Genomic DNA, 17,442 nt, shown 5'->3' with positions numbered 1-17,442 from the left:
TTCAGCGCGATTACAGGTAAGAAATGGTGTAAGTCACGTTGGAGCTCAGAGCGCCCACTTTTGCCGCTTCGGCGTTGGTTTTGTAGTAGTACGCGTCCAGCGTCAGGGTTTCTGAATCCGGTGCCGCTTTATCGCCCATGATGTCGGTGACATAAGGCACGTTCAGCTGGATCGGGGTGGAAGAACCGGTTTCAGCCAGAGAGAAGCCCACGTTCTTCGCAACGGAAGCGTCGTTCTCGTTGACCGAGTTGTTCAGCAAATATTTGCCGTCGGTGGAGATGTTATCCGCGGAGGAGAAGTAGATTTTCAGCGGGGTGCCTGCAGTGCCGGCCGCCGGCGAACAGCCGGAGAAGGTCAGCGAGAAGGACTTCTTGTTCTTGGTGATTGGCCCAACGGCGTTACCCGCGTCGGTCACCGAGATCGGGCTCAGCGCAACGGTGAAATCCGCGCTTTTTCCGCCGTTAATCGTACAGGTGGTGTCGGTAATGGCACCGGTAAAATTAATGATGCCACCGGCGGAATTGTCTTCAGCAAAAGCCGTAGGCGCAGCGACCGCAGCCGCCATGATTGCAACAGAAAACATCTTCTTCATCATGAGATAAAACTCCATAACAGTTTGGTTTAAGAGAATAAATAAAAATCAGCCGCTGCCGGCGGGATAAAGAAATCCCTCCCCGTAATACAGAGGCAAAAGGATGAACACATTCCTGTTTTTATAAAATCAAGCAATAGCGTTATTAATCACCCGACAATAAAAACGATGAAAATAACGAATCTCTAGGGAACCTCCGAGAAACCGGATGAGATTTCCAGTAAGTTGTGCACCCGATTCTTCAATCCCATTTTGCGTAATGCACTGCATTTCTGCGTACTGACCGTTTTTACGCTTTTATCAAGAATCCTGGAAACCTGAGTCACCGTATAGCCGAAGGAAAGCAAATGGAGCGTTTCCACTTCACTTTCCGTCAGACAACTTTTCGTATGGCGGCCCACTCCACTCGCAACGCCTCCATTCAATGCAGGGCGCTGCGAGATATTATCCATCAGAAAAGACAGCTCTTTACTGATGCCGGGGACACTGCCTTTTTTATCGAGCACGACGACATCATGCGAGACAGAGCGAAATAACAGACGGCGCTTCTCTTCCGTCGTCAAAAAAATCTTTACACCATGAACAGCAGACAATAACGCCACAGCCATACTGAAACGCAACATGCTTTTTACCGCATCATCGACGATCAGAATATCGTGGCAATTTCGCCCCATAGCCAAAGGCAGATCGTCATAGTAGGCAATAACGTGATCTTTATGAAAAATCCTTGGCATCAATATTCTTTTTATCGCCTCTCTGAAGAAAATGTTTTCAGATACGATACCGATACTGAGCATACTTACTCCATCCATAGCCAAGGACAACGTCGATACTTTGCACTAAATACCTGTGTTTTCCTTGGAAAACTCACATTGCCGTTCGGGAGCAAACAATAAGCGATTGGCACATAAACAAGCGCCGTAAACACTAAGATAATTCTGCATCAAATCATTAACGACAGGAACATTATTTTTATTAACCTAAATTTTAATTATTATAATCTGTAAAAACTAATTTTTTTAGGATTTAACACCAAAAATGACATAAAAAACGGCAAAGGACTGCGTTTTCCGTTCGCCGAGAAAATAAAAAAACGCCCTTGGTTATTTATGTTTTCCGCCCAGAACCTTGACCTACCCGAAGTTTCACTAAATACTAGCCGCGAACTGGAAGCCTATATCATTATAAAAACCTGAATACATGAAATATATTATCGACCTCTGCGTGATCTATGACGCAAACGCGTGTCGTCTCCAACTCATTGATAATGATGAGTCATCGATACGGATATCCAACCCGGCTTCACGCCTGTTAATTGAAATGCTGACTCACCCCAATATCCCATTGAAACGTGAGATGTTGATAAAAAAGGTATGGGAAGAGTATGGTTTTTCAGGCTCATCGATCAGTCTAAATGTGGCCGTCAGTGAAATAAGGAAAGCATTCAAGCTTCTGGGTAGAGAAACCTCTCCAATAAAGACCCTGGCGAAAGTCGGTTTTTGTTTCACCGCTATGATTGAAATTTATCCGCCACCGCAGGTAACCGTCAGCGAAACGCCGCCTTCTTATGCTTCAGAGCCGCTTTCTCCCCTGGCTCCTGTTGCCGAACCACACAACGTGCCGCCGCAGAAAAAGGTAAAGGTTAGCGCTGTTGCCACTGTCTGCTGCGTATTTATTCCTCTGTTGATCGTAGCGATGCTTTATCCTATCGAACCTGCTGATCAACCTCGGGAGAATTTAGTTGCGTTAGGAAAAAAAGAAAATTGCACCTTATATTCTCTGGATGCAGATAAACATATTGATGACGAACTGGAAAAGCGCATGGTCAACCAGGCATTAGAAGGCAGCGGTGTGGATTGTCTAGCCAGTAAGGCGGATATCTATTTTTCCTCCGAAAAACATACGTTGATTTATAACACCTTCCTCGGTGTATGCTATCTCGGCTCGCAAGGTCGATATACCCAGTGTGTTACCTACAAAATTCTCAATGGAAAATAAATGGCCGCATTGCGCAACCCAAAAATACTGATTATCGGATTTTTGGCAATGATTCTCTTCATTGTCCTGCTTCGCGTTTTCACACCCGACGCACCTGTACATATGAATTGCCAAGCCGATACGATCACAAAAAAACGATTAGCTTCAGGCGATGACCTGGAACTAAAAGTGACGGGCAGTTTATTCATCTATGACGAGCATCGCGCCATGATCGTTCAACGTGGGGACATTACCGTGGGAGGAAAAACCTACAGCCTGGATAGAAAAATAAACTTTGATATAAAGAGGTTGGATCACGGGTTTTACATGACCACCCACCGAGAAATCAGCAAAGCCCCCGACGATAACGCGCCGGATGAGCTGACCAAAGAAATCCCCATGATCTCTCTCGGCATTAAGAACGGCGTTTTTTCGATGCGTAAAGTGCGACAGGATGCGTACATCGTTCATGGCGTGCTTTTCCCGATCACGTTATGCCGTTAACGTGAAAGCAGAATGCCATAAAGAAACAGCGAAGAAACACAAGGGGGCGCGCTCTTGGCAAACACGCCCCAGATAACGGTTGGGGAGGCGGGAGGACTATTTTACCGACATATCCGTGCGAACGATGCCATGGTTTTTCATCACCTCTTCCATGGTGAGGTTCTCATCGTACGGCGTATCGTCCACCACGACGTCTTGCGGGCGGACATAAGGTTTGGTCGCGCGTTTGAACATCCACCACCATACGAACACCAGGAAAGCGCCGGACTTCAAAAAGATCATGGTCCATAAGGCGACTTGATACCAGTTCATCTCTGTCTCCATAAGAGCATTAAGCAAAATTGATAAGGCGACGTTGCTTGTCGCAGCGGTAACGCCTGGCAACAGCAGGCATCCGAGCGGCCAGCCTTGATAGGTGCATAATCTCACCGACGCATGGCCCTTATCAATAGCCGATCGCGTTTCCTGCAGAAGCGCCCCGGTTTATCCGCACGCAAACGCAAAAAACCCCGTGCTCAGAGAGCACGGGGTCAGAATGTATGGCGGAGGAGCAGAGATTCGAACTCTGGAACGGTTTCCCGTCGACGGTTTTCAAGACCGTTGCCTTCAGCCACTCGGCCACCCCTCCGCAACGACGCGCACTATAAACAGACCTTATTCGCTTGTAAAGCCCGAACGCGTTCAACCGCGCGAAAAATCGCCGCAGGCAAAGCAAGCGGCGATCAAACGAACACCCACCCCGCTGTTGCCATAATGATAACTAAGGGTAAAGATTGGTAAACAAACTTTAATCAAGCCCTTGCGCTGCCTATCATCGGGATTATTTTGTGATGGCCTGATAAGAGAGAGCATTATGGACCGCATTGTCGTCTCATCTTCTTCGCGCGACTCGCTGCTCAGCACGCATAAAGTCCTGCGCAACACCTATTTCCTGTTATCCCTGACCCTGGCTTTCTCAGCCCTGACCGCGACCGCCAGTACAATGTTGGGTCTGCCTGCACCAGGCTTGCTGCTGATGCTGGTCGGTTTCTACGGCCTGATGTTCCTGACCCATAAACTGGCCAACAGCCCGGCGGGCATTCTGGCGGCTTTCGCGCTGACCGGTTTCATGGGATACGCCCTCGGCCCGATCCTCAGTTCGTTCCTGAACGCCGGCGCGGGCGATCTGATCATGCTGGCGCTGGGCGGCACCGCCGCAGTGTTCTTCTGCTGCTCGGCGTATGTGCTGACCACCCGTAAAGACATGTCGTTCCTGTCCGGCATGATGATGGCCGGTTTTGTGGTGCTGCTGGTGGCGGTGATCGCCAACCTGTTCCTGCAGATCCCTGCTCTGCACCTGGCTATCAGCGCGCTGTTCATCCTGTTCTCCGCCGGCGCGATCCTGTGGGAAACCAGCAACATCATTCACGGCGGCGAGACCAACTACATTCGCGCCACCGTTAGCCTGTACGTGTCGCTCTACAACATGTTCATCAGCCTGTTGAGCATTCTGGGCTTCGCCCGCAGCAACTGATCGCGCGTTACGCATGCCTTCCAGGCCCCGCTCCGGCGGGGCTTTGTTTTTGGCGGCCGAAAAAATTTGCTAAACTGGCGGCCGTTCCGAATTATCCGTTATCGAGGCAGTATGTTGGAGTTTGAAGGTCAGGTTATCGACACTGACGCGCAGGGCTATCTGAAAAACAGCGCCGACTGGCATGAGGGCCTGGCGCCGCTGCTGGCCGCGCAGGAAGAGATCGTGCTCACCGAAGCACACTGGGAAGTGGTGCGCTTCGTGCGCGACTTCTATCAGGAATTCAATACGTCGCCGGCTATTCGCATGCTGGTCAAAGCCATGGCGCAGAAATACGGCGAAGAAAAAGGCAACAGCCGCTATCTGTATCGCCTGTTTCCGAAAGGGCCGGCCAAACAAGCCACCAAAATCGCCGGCTTGCCGAAACCGGTGAAATGCATCTGACCGCGCCGCCCGCAGCGCCGCTGCAGGCGAGCATTCAATAGCGAATGCCAAACCCGGCGTAATCGGCCACCCCCTGCGGTTCCACCAGCACGCGTTCAACGCGCGCGCTGCGCGGGCCGCCCTGTTTCAACCACTCCACCAGCTTATCCACCTGCGCCTGTGTGCCGCAGGCCACCACCTGAACGCTGCCGTCATCGAGATTGCGCGCATAGCCGGTCACCCCCAACGCCTCGGCCTGCCGCTGAGTGGAATAGCGGAACCCTACCCCCTGTACCACGCCATACACATACGCAGCAATGCAAACTTGTGTCATAATCGCCCCCTTAATTCAGTTTTCATTATGGCATTGCCGTGCCTTTGCACCGCCGTGTCACTCTTTCTATCCTAGCTGGCAGCATTATTAATTATGACCGTACGCCTGTTTCTCGCCAAAGGACGTGAAAAGTCCTTACTCCGTCGCCACCCTTGGGTGTTCTCCGGCGCCGTTCAACGCGTTGAGGGTAAAGCCCTCTCCGGTGAAACCATCGATATCCTCGACAGCCAGGGCAAGTGGCTGGCGCGCGGCGCCTATTCGCCCGAGTCGCAGATCCGCGCACGCGTCTGGACTTTCCAGCAGGATGAAGAGATTAACATCGATTTCTTCATTCGCCGCCTGCAGCAAGCGCAAAGCTGGCGCGACTGGGTCGCGCAGCGTGACGGTCTGGACGGATACCGCCTGATCGCCGGCGAGTCCGACGGCCTGCCGGGCATCACTATCGATCGCTTCCAGAATTTCCTGGTGCTGCAGCTGCTGTCCGCCGGTGCCGAATACCAGCGCCCGGCCCTGCTTTCCGCCCTGCAGCATTGCTACCCGGAATGTTCGATTTACGATCGCTCCGACGTTGCGGTGCGTAAAAAAGAAGGCCTGCCGCTGGCGCAGGGTCCGGTGCTGGGCGATCTGCCGCCGGAACTCCTGCCTATTACCGAGCACGGCATGAAGCTGCTGGTGGACATTCAGCAAGGGCACAAGACCGGTTTCTACCTCGACCAACGCGACAGCCGCCTGGCGGCGCGGAACTACTCTGCCGGCCGCCGAGTGCTGAACTGCTTCTCCTACACCGGCGCCTTCGCCGTTTCCGCTCTGATGGGCGGCTGCGCGCAGGTGATCAGCGTGGATACCTCGCAGGCGGCGCTGGACATCGCCAAACAGAACGTCGAACTCAACAAGCTGGATCTGAACAAGGCGGAGTTCGTTCGCGATGACGTGTTCCAGCTGCTGCGCAACTACCGCGCTCAAGGCGAAAAATTCGATCTGATCATCATGGATCCGCCTAAGTTCGTCGAGAACAAGAATCAGCTGGCCAGCGCCTGCCGCGGCTACAAAGACATCAACATGCTGGCGCTGCAGTTGCTGAATCCAGGCGGCATTCTGCTCAGCTTCTCCTGCTCCGGCCTGATGCCGACCGACCTGTTCCAGAAAATTTTGGCCGATGCCGCTGTAGATGCCGGACGTGATGTACAATTTATAGAGCAGTTCCGCCAGGCTGCCGATCACCCGGTGATCGCCACGTATCCTGAGGGGCTGTATCTGAAAGGCTTCGCTTGTCGGGTGATGTAACTTGAAATGCGCTGTCTTGCCCCCATATATGAGCAAGGCATTGTTTCTCAGGAGGTCATCATGATTGCCAGCAAATTCGGTATCGGACAACAGGTTAGGCATAAACTGCTGGGGTATTTGGGGGTCGTTATCGATATCGACCCGGAATACTCTTTAGAACAACCCAAAGCTGACGAGATAGCGGCGAACGACGAACTGCGTTCCGCCCCTTGGTACCACGTGGTGATGGAAGACGAGGAAGGCCAACCGGTGCACACCTATCTGGCGGAAGCGCAGCTGGATGGCGAGCCCCAGGAAGCACATCCCGAGCAGCCATCGCTGGATGAACTGGCGGAATCCATCCGTCACCAGTTACAGGCGCCACGTTTGCGCAATTGACCGCGCCAAGACCTGAGAAACCCCGAGAGGGCCCGGCATCGCGCCAGGCCCTTTTTTTATTTAGCGCTCCAGCCCTAAACGCGGGATTTCTATTTTTGGGCAGCGATCCATCACTACGCGCAGCCCAGCCTGTTGCGCCAGCGCTGCCGCCTGATCGTTGATCACCCCTATCTGCAACCACAGCGCCCTGGCGCCGATCGCTATCGCCTCTTGCGCCACGCCGTAAGCCGCCTCCGAATTGCGAAACACGTCAACCATATCCACCGGCTGTGGGATAGCGGCCAGCGTAGGGTAAACCTGCTGCCCCAGCAGCGTCTGCCCCGCCAGTTTTGGGCTGACCGGGATCACCTGATACCCTTGTGCCAACAGATATGCCATCACACCATAGCTGGGCCGAGATGGGTTATCGCTGGCGCCGACCAGCGCGATGGTTTTCACCTGCTGCAACAGCTCAACAATCTCTTGATCTTGCATCTTCAACTCCCGTTTATCACTGCGTCACTTTCCATTTCGAGTGTAACCGATCGGCATTCGCTCGGTTAAACGCTAATGCGAAGGAAACTTCACCGCAATCTTATGGTCAGAGGCTGTCGCGGTTCAGCTGCGCACGGTCGTGTCTAATCGCGATAAAATATGTAAAAATGTAAACAAAATACCCGATTGAAAAATTTTGACACAACCTATGCCGTGTTCAACACTTAGAGCTACGTCACTTTATAAGGAGATAATGATGAAATTTGGTCTGGTGGTTGCGGCGTTGCTCAGCATCAGTATGCCTGCCGCGGCTACGACCCTGAAACTCTCCCCGGACATCGACCTGCTGGTGGTCGACGGCAAGAAAATGACAGGTTCGTTGTTAAAAGGTGCCGACAGCCTTGAACTGGATGGCGGGCAGCACCAGTTGCTGTTTAAAGTGACCAAAACCGTACGTTCCGGCCAGCATACACAGGCCTATACCTCCCTGCCGCTGGTTGCCAGCTTCAATACGCAAAAGATCAGCCAAGTGGCGATCGAGCTGCCGCGCATCGAGAACGATCGTGATGCGCAACGCTTTGACAGAACGTTAAATTATCTGGTGGTCGATAAAGACGGCAACGCCTTGCCATTCCGGCATGATGCGCTGCATCCCGACAGCGTCACCTTCAATACCGATTTGGAAAAGGTGATGACCGATTACAACCGCCAGAACCGCCCGGCCTCCGTTCCGGCCTTTGTGCAGGCGAACGCAGGCAATCCCTCAACCCCCGCGTTGGCCGGCGCGCCGCTGAATGCCCCGACGGTGACGTTGAAAGGTGAAAACGTGTCGGAACAGATGTTGCAATACTGGTTCCAACAGGCCGACAAGGAAACACAGAAGCGCTTCCTGCGCTGGGCCAATAAACAACCGATTCGCTGATCCCTCCCGGCGTCTTTCCCCGCAAAGGCGCCTTTTCTTCGCATTTTCAGGCGCAAACGCTAGGCAGTGAAAAACAGTTTCAGTAATCTGTCGCACATCCCCCCGATTAGCGAAGGACACCGAGATGGAATTGACTACCCGCACTATCGCCGCGCGCAAACACATTGCGCTGGTGGCGCACGATCACCGCAAACAGGCCCTGTTGGAGTGGGTAGAAAGCCACAAGGCTATTCTGACGCAGCATCAGCTTTACGCCACCGGTACGACCGGCAACCTGATCCAGCGCGCCAGCGGCATTCCCGTCACCAGCATGCTGAGTGGCCCGATGGGCGGCGATCAGCAGGTTGGCGCACTGATTGCGGAAGGCAAGATAGACATGCTGATCTTCTTCTGGGATCCGTTGAACGCGGTGCCGCACGATCCGGACGTGAAGGCGCTGCTACGGCTGGCGACCGTATGGAATATTCCGGTGGCCACCAACCGCTCGACCGCGGACTTTCTGATCGATTCTCCGCTGTTCAAAAGCGAGGTGGAGATCGCTATTCCCGACTATCAGCGCTACCTGCAAGACCGCCTGCAGTAGTCCTCACGGCCTGGCTGCCGCCAGGCCCGAGCTCACGGTTTTTTCTGCACCGGTACGCCAAGATCCTGCAGGTGTTCAACGAATACCGAAGGGTGCTCACGATCCTGCAACAGCCATACCTGATGTTTAGCGCGAGTTAACGCGACATACAGCAGACGGCGTTCTTCGGCATCCGGGAAATCCTCCGGCCGCGGCAGTAGCACCTCTTCCAACACCGACTCGCGCGCCACGGCGGGGAAACCGTCACGCCCCTCATGCAAACCGGCAATGATGACGTATTCCGCCTGCTGCCCCTTGCTGGCGTGGATGGTCATAAACTCCAGATTCAGTTTAGGCCAGCGGGTGGCCGCTTTCGCCAACGCTTCCGGTTTCAGATGATGGTAACGCGCCAGCACCAGAATGCGTTCATCCGGCTTGGCGTAGCCGCTCAGCTTGTCCAGTAAGGGTTCCAACTGCTCGTGCGGCAGGATCGCCACCGACTTTTTATTGCCCTTGCTCAGGCTGTTGAGCGGTTTTTTCAGCTGGTGCGGATTCTGCTGCACGAACCGGTTGGCCACCTCGCCGATACGTTCGTTGAAGCGATAAGTCGTGTCCAGCGCGCACTGCGCCCCTTCGCCGAAGTGGGTGGCAAAAGCCGTGGTTAACGTCAACTCTGCGCCACTGAAGCGATAAATCGCCTGCCAGTCATCCCCCACCGCAAACAGGCAGGTCTGCTTGTTCTGTCGGCGCAATGCCGCCAGCAATAACGCACGCTGCGGTGAGATATCCTGAAATTCGTCGACCAGAATATGTTTCCACGGGCTGACGAAGCGCCCCTTGTCGAGAATGTTGACTGCCTGATGGATCAGGCCGGAGAAGTCCACCGCCCCTTCCTCTTTCAAGGCGCTTTTCCAGGCTTTCAGCAGCGGCGCCATCAGCCGGATGCGTTTTGAAAACAGATCGCGGATTTCTTCATCCGCCTGCTCGATCATTTCCGCCTGGCTGCCGCCGTGCATGCGCATCAACCCCAGCCACCGTTCGAGCCGGCCCGCCAGCCGATCCGCGAGGCGTTTATCCTGCCAGAAGTCGCCTTCCGGCACTTCCCATTCCAGCTCCTCAGTCAACCATTGACGCCACCCCTTGGCCTGGGCTTTCTTCTCCGCGCACTGTTGGCGCCAATGGGTAATCAGCAGCGCTTTGCGCGCGTTGGCATCGGTTTCCAACCGGCTGATGGCCGGCGCTTTGCGGCTGCCTTGTTGAATGATTTGCAGCGCCAAGGCATGGAAGGTCTTGGCCTGAATGCCGACATCGCCCAAACGTTCTTTGATGCGGTCGTTCATCTCGCCGGCGGCCTGGCGGCCGAACGCCAACAGCAAGATTTGCCCCGGCTCCGCCTCCTGACGGCGCAGCAGCCAGCCGGCACGCGCCACCAGCACCGACGTTTTGCCGCTGCCGGCGCCGGCCAACACCAGCACGGAATCCTCGCCATTGACCACCGCCCGGCTCTGGGCGTCGTTGAGCGGCGAGCTCTCGACGGTCTGGAAGAAGTCGTGATGTTGCTCCAGCATGCGATCGGTCCACTGCCGGTTGCGTTGTTCAACGCTGCGTTGCCCCTGCTGCAGCCATTGCAGACACAGATGGTAATCGGCCCGGCAGTTATCGAATTCATCCAGGCGCGCTACCGGCATCGGCAGCGCGGAGAAAGCCTCACGAATTTGCTGCTGCAGCTTGCCCAGCTCAGACTTTTTGAACCATTTATCTTGCTGCTCTATGCGCTGAATCTGCGCCACCTGCTGTTGCAGCACGCCGGCGCTGACCTCACTCATTTCGGCGCTCCAGTGCTGCCACGCCTGCTGCAGATAGTGATAAAAACGCTGCGTTTCCTGCCATTCAGTGCCGTGCAGCCGCACCACTTTTTCGTCCGGCAATTCAAATTCCAGCTCGCCCCAGACGATGCCGCGCTTGCACCTGACCTGAATCAGTTGATTGAAGGGGATCAGGTATTCATGTTTTTCCCCGCTCACCTCAACGCCGGCGTGCAGCAACCGCACGCGGTTATAAGGGTGCTGAGCCAGGTGTTTCCCCAGCGATGTCGCTTTAAGTTCCATATCGTCGCGCCATGACTATGTTGAGAGTAAATAACGGATATCTGCCAGTTTACCTGCGATAAGCAGTGGCACTCTAGCGCTAAAAAAAGGGTAGAATAGATTTTGCGTTTTTATCGTGAATACGCCCGCATCGCGGTTTGGCTATCATTAGAGCAGAATGACGTCTATGCGTACTGTACTGAATATTCTTAATTTTGTGTTGGGCGGTTTCTTCACCACGCTAGGCTGGCTCATTGCTACGGTGTTCAGCGTGCTGCTGGTCATCACGCTGCCGCTCACTCGCTCCTGCTGGGAAATAACCAAGCTGTCGCTGGTGCCGTTCGGCAACGAGGCGATACATGTCGATGAACTGTACCCGGAGAAAAGCAATGCGCTGCTCTCCGCCGGCGGCTCACTGCTCAACATTATCTGGCTGGTGCTGTTCGGCTGGTGGCTGTGCCTGTCGCACATCGCCGCCGGTATCGTGCAATGCGTTTCAATCATCGGCATTCCGGTCGGTATCGCCAATTTCAAAATAGCCGCCATCGCGCTGTGGCCGGTGGGGCGCCGCGTCGTCTCGGTAGAAATGGCTCAGCAAGCGCGTATTGAGAATGCTCGCCGCCACTATCATCAGCGTTAATTTTTTCTCCGTTTGAGGAGTTTTTTGTGCTCTCTTTTGCACCCGCAGTACGTCGTTATACCTACAACAGCAATCTGCTGTACCACCTGCGCATTCTTATTGCGCTGATCGGCACCACCGCCGTTCCCTGGTGGCTGGGCATTCCCAAGCTGACTATCCCGCTGACGCTGGGCGTGGTGGCAGCGGCACTGACCGATTTGGACGACCGCCTGGCCGGCAGGTTACGCAACCTGCTGATCACGTTGGTGTGCTTCTTTGTCGCCTCCGCTTCAATCGAGCTGCTGTTTCCCTATCCCTGGTTGTTCGCCCTTGGCTTAACCACCTCAACCTGCGGTTTTATCCTGCTGGGCGCCTTAGGGCAACGTTACGCCACCATCGCCTTCGGCGCGCTGCTGATCGCGGTTTACACCATGCTCGGCACCGCCATGTACGATGCCTGGTATCAGCAACCGCTGCTGCTGGTGATCGGCGCGCTGTGGTATAACCTGCTGACGCTGGCGGGCCACCTGCTGTTCCCTATCCGCCCGCTGCAAGAGAACCTGGCGCGCTGCTACGAGCAGCTGGCCAACTATCTGGATGCCAAGGCCAACCTGTTCGATCCCGACGCCGAACGCGACGCCGACCTGCCATGGATGGATGTCGCGATGGCCAACAGCGCGTTGGTCGCGTTGCTGAACCAGACCAAAGCCTCGCTGCTGACGCGCCTGAAAGGCGATCGCGGCCAACGCGGCACCCGCCGCACCTTGCACTACTATTTTGTCGCGCAGGATATCCACGAACGCGCCAGCTCTTCCCATGTTCAGTACCACGCGCTCAGCCGGCAATTCCGTCACAGCGATATTTTATTTCGCTTCCAGCGTTTGCTGAGCATGCAGGCGCGCGCCTGCCGCCAGCTGGCACAATCGATCCTGCTGCGGCAAAAATACCAGCACAACCCGCGTTTTGAGCCAGCCTTCAGCCGCATTCAGGAGGCCTTGGCACGCATAACCGAAACCCAGGGCAATTCAGAGCAAACCAAAGCGCTGGCGCACCTGCTGAAAAACCTGCATGCGATCGATGCGCAGCTGGCCAATATCGAGTCAGAGCAGACGCTGGCCAGCGGGCAGGCGGAAGAGAACAGCCTGGCCGACGATCGCTTAACCGGCTGGAGCGACATCCGACTGCGCATCAGCCGCCATTTGACGCCGCAGTCTGCCCTGTTCCGCCATGCGATCCGCATGTCGGTAGTGCTGTGCGTGGGTTACGCCTTCATCCAGTTCACCGGCATGCAACACGGTTACTGGATCCTGTTGACCAGCCTGTTCGTCTGCCAACCGAACTACAACGCGACCCGCCGGCGCCTGGCGCTGCGCATCATCGGCACTCTGGCCGGTATCCTGATCGGCCTGCCAATCCTCTATTTCGTGCCTTCCGTAGAAGGACAACTGGTGTTGATCGTCATCACCGGTGTCCTGTTCTTCGCTTTTCGCACCGTACAGTATGCCCATGCAACGATGTTCATCACGCTGCTTGTGTTGCTGTGCTTTAACCTGTTGGGTGAAGGTTTCGAAGTAGCAGCCCCGCGCGTTTACGATACCTTGTTGGGTTGCGCCATCGCCTGGGCGGCGGTCAGCTTTATCTGGCCGGACTGGAAATTCCGCCAGCTGCCGGCGGTGGTGGATAAAACGCTGAATGCCAACTGTCGCTATCTGGACGCCATTCTGGTGCAATATCATCAGGGTAAGGATAACGGGCTCGCTTACCGCATCGCGCGGCGAGATGCCCACAACAGCGATGCAGAACTGGCTTCGGTCATCTCCAACATGTCCGCCGATCCCAAGGCCGACAAGGCGTTGCAGGAAGCCGCCTTCCGTCTGCTCTGCCTGAACCACACTCTCCTGAGTTATATCTCGGCGTTGGGGGCGCACCGCGAGCGGTTGAATACCCCTGCCACACTCGATCTGCTCAATGATGCCGTGTGTTACGTGGACGGCGCCTTGCATCAGGAAGAACGGAACAGCCAGCGTATTGCGCAAGCGCTGGAACAGCTGGCGGAGCGCATTCGCGCAGCCGTTCCGGAACCTGAAAGCAAAGAACAGTTGGTTTTGCAGCAGGTGGGGCTAATGCTCGAGCTGCTGCCGGAACTCACCGCACTCCATACCCAAATCAATAAGGCAACCTAATTATTCAGGGCCCGCTCGATGGGCCCTGAACTACTGGCTCATGCCCATGGCGGCGCATAGCCATCGTATGATCGAACCAGCGTACCAGTTCGTTGCGCAATTCGGTCGGCAATGCCGCCTGATGATAGCCGGCTAGCGCGCCGCCCAGCGACAGCAGCACGCGCAACCCCAGATTGGTCTGCTGTTGCAGCAGGCGAAGATAGCTACGTTTGGCGCCATGCAGCCGCAGGTCATAGGCATTGCGGATACCCGCTCGCCATAGCAAGCGCTCCATGTTGACATCTATATTTGGCAACGCCTTCAATCTGCCGTGATCGCCGGCCTTGAGCCGCTGCTCTCGGCGCGCTTCCCTGATGGCCTGCCAGGCCAACCCTACCAGCTCGTTGCGTTCCCGCCACAGCGACTCGTCAACCCAGTAATAGCGCAACGTGATGGGCACACCGCGCTTGGAATAGACCATATTGACCATGCCCCGGGCGCGAAAGGCCGGTTCCATGCTCGCCGTAGCCCGCAAGTACAATTCCCCTTCCGCTACTACCGCAAACATTATCCCTTCAGCCAGCAGCCCATAGCCGCCAAACTGTGATCGTGTTGTGATAGCGCCCAGCGCCGCAAAGCAATTTTTAGCCTGCGCGATCCTTCTCGTCGACATCCTTTTCATAGCGTTCCTCCTTTTTAGGTTCTGGCCGTATTATTTCTCTCATCAATGAAAAAAGTAACGTGAACAACTAATTAGAAAAATACGCACTATCCGCCCGCCTGCCAATCACAAAAACCGCCAGTACAAAAAATGATCGCAATTATGCGAGCCGCTACGAAAATTTGGGTTGATCTTATCCTAAATCAGAGATACTGTACAAACATACAGTAACACGACGGGCGGGAACTTTATGCGTACTCAATCACTCTACCAACCTCATTTCGGCCATGGCTCTTATACAACGCGCAATGTTGCGAAGAACACGGATATCGGCAAAGAGAATGGCTTGATCAGTGAACTTGTTTACAACGAGCGCCAGCCCGCAGTGGCCCAATTACTGTTGCCCCTGCTGCTGCAATTGGGCAAGCAGTCTCGCTGGCTTCTGTGGCTGACGCCGCAGCAAAAATTAAGCAAGCAATGGCTGCAGCAATCCGGCCTGCCTGTAGATAAAATGGTGCAATTGAGCCAGATCAGCCCGGTGAATACGGTCGAGGCTATGGAAAAAGCGCTGCAAACGGGAAATTACAGCGTAGTTCTCGGCTGGTTGCCCGAGCTAACGGAGGAGGATCGTCTAAAATTAAGACGTGCGGCAGAATTGGGTAATGCCTATGGGTTTATCATGCGCCCTCAACGTGACATTAGCCCGACTCCCGGACACTGTTCCACCCTAAAAATTCACTCTTCTTTGTATCATTAAGTAAATTTAGGATTTTTCCCATCATTTTCGCACCCCCTAAGCGGAACCTTTGCGGGGGAAGGCAAAAAGCGAGTCCGGCTGCGGTTTGGCAGGCAAAAACGCTCGATGGATCGCCGCTTTTTTAGGCTAAGAATGTTAGCAAATATGTACGATTCCGCGTTTTTTTTTAGAGCCTTATCACATCACACTTGTAACTTTCGCGCCACGTTGTAGACTTTACATCGCCAAGGTTGCTCTATAACGTCAGAAAAACTGGCGAGTAACAAACGAGGGCTTAAACCTTGGCGAAGGAATTTAACCAAGGGCTTAAACAGCTTTAAAGCTCATTGCCTATTTGGATGATAACGAGGCGCAAAATGAAAAAGACAGCTATCGCATTAGCAGTGGCACTGGCAGGTTTCGCTACCGTAGCGCAAGCCGCTCCAAAAGATAACACCTGGTACACCGGTGCTAAACTGGGCTGGTCCCAGTACCATGACACTGGTTTCTACGGCAACGGTTACCAGAACGGTATCGGCAACGGCCCAACCCATAAAGATCAGCTGGGTGCCGGCGCGTTCCTGGGCTACCAGGCAAACCAATACCTGGGCTTCGAGCTGGGCTATGACTGGCTCGGCCGCATGCCTTACAAAGGCAGCGTGAACAACGGTGCTTTCAAAGCGCAGGGCGTTCAACTGGCCGCTAAACTGAGCTACCCAATTGCTGACGATCTGGACATCTACACTCGTCTGGGTGGTATGGTATGGCGTGCAGACTCCAAAGCTAACTACGGCCGTACTGGTCAGCGTCTGAGCGACCACGACACCGGCGTTTCTCCGCTGGCTGCTGTTGGTGTTGAATACGCACTGACCAAAAACTGGGCTACTCGCCTGGATTACCAGTTCGTAAGCAACATCGGTGACGCAGGTACCGTTGGCGCACGTCCAGACAACACCATGCTGAGCCTGGGCGTTTCTTACCGCTTCGGTCAGGATGACGTAGTTGCTCCAGCACCAGCTCCGGCTCCAGCTCCAGTTGTTGAAACCAAGCGTTTCACTCTGAAGTCTGACGTGCTGTTCAACTTCAACAAATCTACTCTGAAAGCAGAAGGCCAGCAGGCTCTGGATCAGCTGTACACCCAGCTGAGCTCCATGGATCCTAAAGACGGCTCCGTAGTTGTTCTGGGTTACACCGACGCAGTTGGTTCTGACCAGTACAACCAGAAACTGTCTGAACAACGCGCACAGAGCGTTGTTGACTACCTGGTCTCCAAAGGCATCCCGTCAGACAAAATCTCTGCACGTGGTATGGGTGAAGCAGATGCAGTTACAGGCAACACCTGTGGCTACAAATCTGGCCGCGCTACCAAAGCTCAGATCGCTTGCCTGGCACCAGATCGTCGCGTAGAGATCGAAGTTAAAGGTATCAAAGACGTTGTAACTCAGCCTCAGGGCTAAGTTTACTCGCCTAATAAAAAACCCCGCCAATGCGGGGTTTTTTTTTCGTCCTCTTGTTGCCAGAACATTCAATGCCTGGCGCCATAGGGGCGTTCTCACGCGCTTACTTGGGATCTTTGCCAAGAATCGCCTTCAAGTCTTCTTTCAACGACGACATCTGGTTCGCATACTTTTCTTTGCGTTCAGCGTCTTCGATAAGCTGCACGACGGTTTCCGACAGCGTAACGCCACGGCGGCGCGCCAGGGCAGCCAATCGTTGCCAAACCAAAAACTCCAGATCGATAGATTTTTTACGCGTATGCTGATGTTCTGCGTTAAAATGACGTTTGCGGCGGGCGCGGATCGTTTGTTTCATCCGGTTATCCAGTTCCGGATTCATATGAGCGGCAATCCATGCAAGTACCTTTACCGGCTCATTTTCCAGCTTCAGCAGCTCGTTAACCGCCTCCTGAGCAGCGCTGTTTTCAATGTAGCGGGTAATGAGTTCCCCTTCCCGATGCTTTTTCACCAGGTACTTCCATTTCCAACCGCTCTCCAGATTTTCCAGTTGCTGATATTTCATCTTGAGCTCTTCAGTGACCGCGTAACTTCAAATAAGCATAACAGCTTTGCGCCGAATTTCCCCGGCAATTAAACCGTCTTTTAGACTGTTTTTTGCACAGTCACCGCGCGATGTCAAACTCCCTGATGCCAACTGGCACTCCGCATGTATCAAGCCGCCGTTATTCTTGTATAATCGCCCTTTCCCTTTTTAACGATT

General features: G+C 54.4%; 20 protein-coding genes and 1 tRNA gene. 12 read left to right on the top strand and 9 right to left on the bottom strand.

Translation table 11 applies throughout. The features are described from left to right. Positions 1-10: 10 nt before the first annotated feature. Together WFM45_RS04610 and WFM45_RS04605 are read right to left on the bottom strand one after the other, a co-directional pair. A complete protein-coding gene (locus tag WFM45_RS04610) occupies positions 11-595 on the bottom strand; it encodes a fimbrial protein (protein ID WP_015377370.1) in 585 nt (194 codons plus the stop codon). Between the two features lie 182 nt (positions 596-777). After that, positions 778-1,389, bottom strand: coding sequence for a response regulator transcription factor (locus WFM45_RS04605; protein ID WP_085336375.1), 612 nt, complete (start codon positions 1,387-1,389; stop codon positions 778-780). 403 nt (positions 1,390-1,792) lie between these two features. Between WFM45_RS04605 and WFM45_RS04600 the strand changes: the two genes are divergently transcribed. Together WFM45_RS04600 and WFM45_RS04595 are read left to right on the top strand one after the other, a co-directional pair. Continuing rightward, positions 1,793-2,590 carry a winged helix-turn-helix domain-containing protein gene (locus tag WFM45_RS04600; protein WP_085336376.1) on the top strand — a complete coding sequence of 266 codons (798 nt, stop codon included), beginning with the start codon at positions 1,793-1,795 and terminating at the stop codon, positions 2,588-2,590. Then, on the top strand, positions 2,591-3,073 hold the full coding sequence (locus tag WFM45_RS04595) for a hypothetical protein (protein WP_336954821.1): 483 nt from the start codon (positions 2,591-2,593) through the stop codon (positions 3,071-3,073). A gap of 96 nt (positions 3,074-3,169) precedes the next feature. On the opposite strand, the gene WFM45_RS04590 is transcribed toward WFM45_RS04595, so the two are convergent. Then, entirely contained in the window at positions 3,170-3,385 is a 216-nt protein-coding gene (locus WFM45_RS04590; RefSeq protein WP_016928277.1) for a hypothetical protein, read from the bottom strand. Positions 3,386-3,613: 228 nt separating this feature from the next. Then, positions 3,614-3,701: transfer RNA gene (locus WFM45_RS04585), tRNA-Ser, on the bottom strand. Between the two features lie 225 nt (positions 3,702-3,926). On the opposite strand from WFM45_RS04585, the gene yccA reads away from it, so the two are divergent. Beyond that, entirely contained in the window at positions 3,927-4,586 is a 660-nt protein-coding gene (yccA, locus tag WFM45_RS04580) for an FtsH protease modulator YccA (protein ID WP_004928091.1), read from the top strand. Positions 4,587-4,697: 111 nt separating this feature from the next. Then, positions 4,698-5,027, top strand: a complete 330-nt coding sequence (gene tusE / locus WFM45_RS04575; RefSeq protein ID WP_004928095.1) for a sulfurtransferase TusE — start codon at positions 4,698-4,700, stop codon at positions 5,025-5,027. Positions 5,028-5,061: 34 nt separating this feature from the next. Here tusE and yccX read toward each other — a convergent pair whose 3' ends face one another. Next, on the bottom strand, positions 5,062-5,340 hold the full coding sequence (gene yccX / locus WFM45_RS04570; RefSeq protein WP_004928098.1) for an acylphosphatase: 279 nt from the start codon (positions 5,338-5,340) through the stop codon (positions 5,062-5,064). Between the two features lie 93 nt (positions 5,341-5,433). Here yccX and rlmI point away from each other — a divergent pair, with 93 nt between their 5' ends. Together rlmI and hspQ are read left to right on the top strand one after the other, a co-directional pair. Beyond that, positions 5,434-6,624 carry a 23S rRNA (cytosine(1962)-C(5))-methyltransferase RlmI gene (gene rlmI / locus WFM45_RS04565; RefSeq protein WP_031300125.1) on the top strand — a complete coding sequence of 397 codons (1,191 nt, stop codon included), beginning with the start codon at positions 5,434-5,436 and terminating at the stop codon, positions 6,622-6,624. Between the two features lie 60 nt (positions 6,625-6,684). Next, the gene (hspQ, locus tag WFM45_RS04560) at positions 6,685-7,002 is read left to right on the top strand and encodes a heat shock protein HspQ (RefSeq protein WP_004928104.1); all 318 of its coding nucleotides are present in this window, start codon (positions 6,685-6,687) and stop codon (positions 7,000-7,002) included. A gap of 60 nt (positions 7,003-7,062) precedes the next feature. Here hspQ and WFM45_RS04555 read toward each other — a convergent pair whose 3' ends face one another. After that, positions 7,063-7,476, bottom strand: a complete 414-nt coding sequence (locus WFM45_RS04555) for a CoA-binding protein (RefSeq protein WP_033633420.1) — start codon at positions 7,474-7,476, stop codon at positions 7,063-7,065. Positions 7,477-7,732: 256 nt separating this feature from the next. Between WFM45_RS04555 and WFM45_RS04550 the strand changes: the two genes are divergently transcribed. Together WFM45_RS04550 and WFM45_RS04545 are read left to right on the top strand one after the other, a co-directional pair. Further along, positions 7,733-8,398 carry a DUF2057 family protein gene (locus WFM45_RS04550; protein WP_033633421.1) on the top strand — a complete coding sequence of 222 codons (666 nt, stop codon included), beginning with the start codon at positions 7,733-7,735 and terminating at the stop codon, positions 8,396-8,398. A 124-nt stretch (positions 8,399-8,522) separates the two neighbouring features. Continuing rightward, positions 8,523-8,981 (top strand): methylglyoxal synthase, encoded by a 459-nt coding sequence (locus WFM45_RS04545; protein WP_033633422.1) that lies wholly within the window; start codon positions 8,523-8,525, stop codon positions 8,979-8,981. 32 nt (positions 8,982-9,013) lie between these two features. Here WFM45_RS04545 and helD read toward each other — a convergent pair whose 3' ends face one another. Continuing rightward, on the bottom strand, positions 9,014-11,068 hold the full coding sequence (gene helD, locus WFM45_RS04540; protein ID WP_131164400.1) for a DNA helicase IV: 2,055 nt from the start codon (positions 11,066-11,068) through the stop codon (positions 9,014-9,016). A 166-nt stretch (positions 11,069-11,234) separates the two neighbouring features. Between helD and WFM45_RS04535 the strand changes: the two genes are divergently transcribed. Both WFM45_RS04535 and yccS read left to right on the top strand, forming a co-directional pair. Then, a complete protein-coding gene (locus WFM45_RS04535; protein ID WP_004928120.1) occupies positions 11,235-11,687 on the top strand; it encodes a YccF domain-containing protein in 453 nt (150 codons plus the stop codon). Between the two features lie 26 nt (positions 11,688-11,713). Next, positions 11,714-13,849 carry a YccS family putative transporter gene (gene yccS / locus WFM45_RS04530; protein WP_048322782.1) on the top strand — a complete coding sequence of 712 codons (2,136 nt, stop codon included), beginning with the start codon at positions 11,714-11,716 and terminating at the stop codon, positions 13,847-13,849. A 4-nt stretch (positions 13,850-13,853) separates the two neighbouring features. Here the strand turns inward: yccS and WFM45_RS04525 are convergent, their stop codons facing one another. Further along, a complete protein-coding gene (locus WFM45_RS04525) occupies positions 13,854-14,510 on the bottom strand; it encodes a TfoX/Sxy family DNA transformation protein (RefSeq protein ID WP_033633426.1) in 657 nt (218 codons plus the stop codon). A 229-nt stretch (positions 14,511-14,739) separates the two neighbouring features. Here WFM45_RS04525 and sulA point away from each other — a divergent pair, with 229 nt between their 5' ends. Continuing rightward, positions 14,740-15,246, top strand: coding sequence for an SOS-induced cell division inhibitor SulA (gene sulA, locus WFM45_RS04520; protein ID WP_033633427.1), 507 nt, complete (start codon positions 14,740-14,742; stop codon positions 15,244-15,246). Positions 15,247-15,602: 356 nt separating this feature from the next. After that, complete coding sequence (gene ompA / locus WFM45_RS04515) at positions 15,603-16,682, top strand: porin OmpA (protein ID WP_015377358.1); 1,080 nt, start codon at positions 15,603-15,605, stop codon at positions 16,680-16,682. A 103-nt stretch (positions 16,683-16,785) separates the two neighbouring features. Here the strand turns inward: ompA and matP are convergent, their stop codons facing one another. Then, positions 16,786-17,244, bottom strand: a complete 459-nt coding sequence (matP, locus tag WFM45_RS04510) for a macrodomain Ter protein MatP (RefSeq protein ID WP_004928138.1) — start codon at positions 17,242-17,244, stop codon at positions 16,786-16,788. Positions 17,245-17,442: the final 198 nt, after the last annotated feature.

Origin of the sequence: Serratia sp. KG1D, from assembly GCF_037150675.1 — a bacterium.
GTDB lineage: Bacteria > Pseudomonadota > Gammaproteobacteria > Enterobacterales > Enterobacteriaceae > Serratia > Serratia nematodiphila.
This window is presented reverse-complemented; position numbering and strand designations above follow the sequence as displayed.